Source organism: Planosporangium mesophilum (assembly GCF_016863255.1).
GTDB lineage: Bacteria > Actinomycetota > Actinomycetes > Mycobacteriales > Micromonosporaceae > Planosporangium > Planosporangium mesophilum.
This window is the reverse complement of the sequence record NZ_BOON01000088.1, coordinates 1-2928: the sequence shown is the minus strand read 5'-3', so window position 1 is coordinate 2928 and position 2928 is coordinate 1. Positions and strand designations below refer to the sequence as shown.

3 protein-coding genes are annotated in these 2928 nt (G+C 65.7%); 2 read left to right on the top strand and 1 reads right to left on the bottom strand.

Annotation, left to right across the window (positions count from 1 at the left end; translation table 11 throughout):
- Together Pme01_RS30585 and Pme01_RS30580 are read left to right on the top strand one after the other, a co-directional pair.
- The coding region (locus Pme01_RS30585) for a non-reducing end alpha-L-arabinofuranosidase family hydrolase (protein ID WP_203935991.1) at window positions 1-1424 on the top strand (1424 nt) is incomplete at its 5' end.
- 486 nt (window positions 1425-1910) lie between these two features.
- A complete protein-coding gene (locus Pme01_RS30580) occupies window positions 1911-2111 on the top strand; it encodes an integrase core domain-containing protein (protein WP_168118338.1) in 201 nt (66 codons plus the stop codon).
- A 129-nt stretch (window positions 2112-2240) separates the two neighbouring features.
- Here Pme01_RS30580 and Pme01_RS30575 read toward each other — a convergent pair whose 3' ends face one another.
- Complete coding sequence (locus Pme01_RS30575; RefSeq protein ID WP_168118337.1) at window positions 2241-2630, bottom strand: VOC family protein; 390 nt, start codon at window positions 2628-2630, stop codon at window positions 2241-2243.
- Window positions 2631-2928 lie beyond the last annotated feature (298 nt).

Below are 2928 nucleotides of genomic sequence, written 5' to 3'. Positions count from 1 at the left end.
CCGCCACCGGCGGACCCACCACGCCGCCCACCACCGCGCCACCGACGACCACCCCACCCGGTACGCCGGGTGGCTCGGGCACGATCGTCGGGGTGCAGTCGGGCCGGTGCATCGACGTGCCCAACGCGACGCAGACCAACGGCACCCGGGTGCAGCTCTACGACTGCAACGGCCAGTCCAATCAGCAGTGGACGTACACCGCCGGCAAGCAGCTGCAGGTGTACGGCAACAAGTGCCTCGACGCCAACGGCGCCGCCACCGCCAACGGCACGGCCGTCATCATCTGGGACTGCAACGGGCAGACGAACCAGCAGTGGAACGTCAACGCAGGCGGCACCATCAGCGGCGTGCAGTCCGGCCGGTGCCTGGACGTGTGGGGCACCGCCAACGGGCAGCAGGTCCAGCTGTACGACTGCCACGGGCAGTCCAACCAGCAGTGGCGGACCAATTTCGTCAGTGGCCCCACCTCACCGCCCCCGTCCTCGCCGCCGCCGTCCTCACCGCCCCCGAGCGGGTCGTGCTCGCTTCCGTCGACGTACCGCTGGTCGTCCACGGGCTCGCTGGCGAACCCGCAGAACGGGTGGGTGTCACTCAAGGACTTCACCAACGTCGTCTACAACGGCAAGCACCTGGTCTACGCGTCGAACGTCAACAGCGGAGGCTCGTACGGCTCGATGGCCTTCGCCCCGTTCACGAACTGGTCCGACATGGCCTCGGCCGGCCAGACCGGCATGAGCCAGGCCACGGTGGCGCCCACGCTGTTCTACTTCGCCCCGAAGAACATCTGGGTGCTGGCCTACCAGTGGGGTCCGAACGCCTTCAACTACAAGACCTCCAGCGACCCGACCAACCCCAACGGCTGGTCCGCGCCGCAGGCGCTGTTCACCGGCAGCATCTCCAACTCCAGCACCGGCGTCATCGACCAGACGCTCATCGGCGACGGCCAGAACATGTACCTGTTCTTCGCCGGTGACAACGGCAACATCTACCGGGCCAGCATGCCGATCGGGAACTTCCCCGGCAGCTTCGGTTCCAACTACACGACGATCATGAGTGACTCGCAGTACAACCTGTTCGAGGCGGTGGAGGTCTACAAGGTCCAGGGCCAGAACCAGTACCTGATGATCGTCGAAGCGATCGGGAGCCAGGGGCGGTACTTCCGCTCGTTCACGTCCAGCAGCCTGAGTGGTTCGTGGACCCCGCAGGCGGCCAGTGAGAGCAACCCCTTCGCCGGCAAGGCCAACAGTGGTGCAACCTGGACCAACGACATCAGCCACGGTGACCTGGTCCGCACCAACCCCGACCAGACCAAGACCATCGATCCGTGCAACCTTCAGTTCCTGTACCAGGGCAAGAACCCCAGCGCGGGGGGTGACTACAACCTGCTGCCGTGGCGGCCGGCTGTGCTGACGCTGCAGCGCTAGAGCTCGCACGAAAGCCGGTGGATGCCGCCCCCGGGTGATGTCCGGGCGTGGGTGACGACCCGGACCAGTTCCACCGGCTGACCGCTCAGGTGTGTCCGGCGCCCTACAGGCGCCGGACACACCGTGGTAACACTGCTCGGCGGCCGCCTGCTGCTCCGCCGACGGCTCGGGCTTCTTCTTCCTCGCGGTCACATCGTCCAGTGTCGCTGTCATCACGGCACCTTCCTCGCCGGGCACCACGCCCCGCGGGTCAGGCCGGAAACACCGTTAGATCCACAGTCCCACGGCTGAGATCCTGAGATCCGGTGGGCCGGACTCGCCGTCGGTGGGCCCGGCCCTTGATCTGACTGACCTCGACACGGCGGTCGCCGCTCACACGGTGTTGTTGCGCCGGCTGTATGTGCTGTTCGCGATCGAGGTGGGCAGCCGGCGGGTCCATGTGCTTGGTATTACCGCGCATCCGGTGGGGGAGTGGGTCTTGACCGGATGCTCATCTTCGGGCGTCGCCATCTGCAGTCGGTGGTGGTCGAGTATGTCGATCATTACAACGCGCACCGTCCACACCGCTCACTCGGACAGGCACCGCCGTTCGGGCCGGCCCAACCGCCGGTCGCCCTGGCCGGTAGGCGGGTAGCGAGGTGCGACCGTCTCGGCGGCTTGGTCGGCGGATACTCGCAGGCCGCGTGAGGTGACCGGCTTTCTGGCACCCACAGGCATCGGGTCTTGGTCGATCGCTGTCTTACCGGAGCCTCGTCTCACGTCGATCCCTTGCCCGCGCCACCGCGCCGTGACCAGCACCGTCACGATGAAAAGTCTCTATGTGTGGAACTGTTCGAACATGAGCTCGTAGCCGTCCGGGTCCAGCCCATAGAAGATACGGGCCCATCCGACGTCCTCCGGTTCGAGCGTCACAGGCAGGCCCTCTTGCCGCCAGAGCGCGTACGTCGCATCGAGGTCAGCGGTTGGTACGACGAGCACAAAGCCGAGTCCGAGCGGTCCGATTTTGACTCGGCGCTCGCGTTCGGCGTTGTGATAGCCGTGCTGATCAACGTCCGAGAGGACGACCCAGGTGTGCCCGAAGGTCAAGTAGCGCAGGTGCGCCTGTTCAGGCTGGGGTAGGTGCCGGAAGCCGAGCCGTAGGTAGAGGTCAAACGATCTGTCGAGATCACGTACCCGAAGACCTACCTTGAGTTGTTTGGCCGGCATCGCGGCCATGGTACCGCCGTCGAGCACTGAACGGGGCCCGTCTGGTCGAGCGTTCGCCCCACCACTGACCAGCATCGTCACGATGAAAATGGCTCGTTGACCATGCTGGGGGTCATCCATGAAGGAGCGGGGCCGGTCAAGTCCCTAGTTTTGGTTGCGCTGGCGTGGTTATGCCCATTTTCGCCGTGGGGTTGTGGGCATGCGGATGCGCGGCGCCGGCAACGGTGTGGTCGTGACGTCGGCGTGGTGTGGGTCGTGTTGTTGAGTTGGTGGTTGGTTCGGGGCGGTCGCGTCGCCA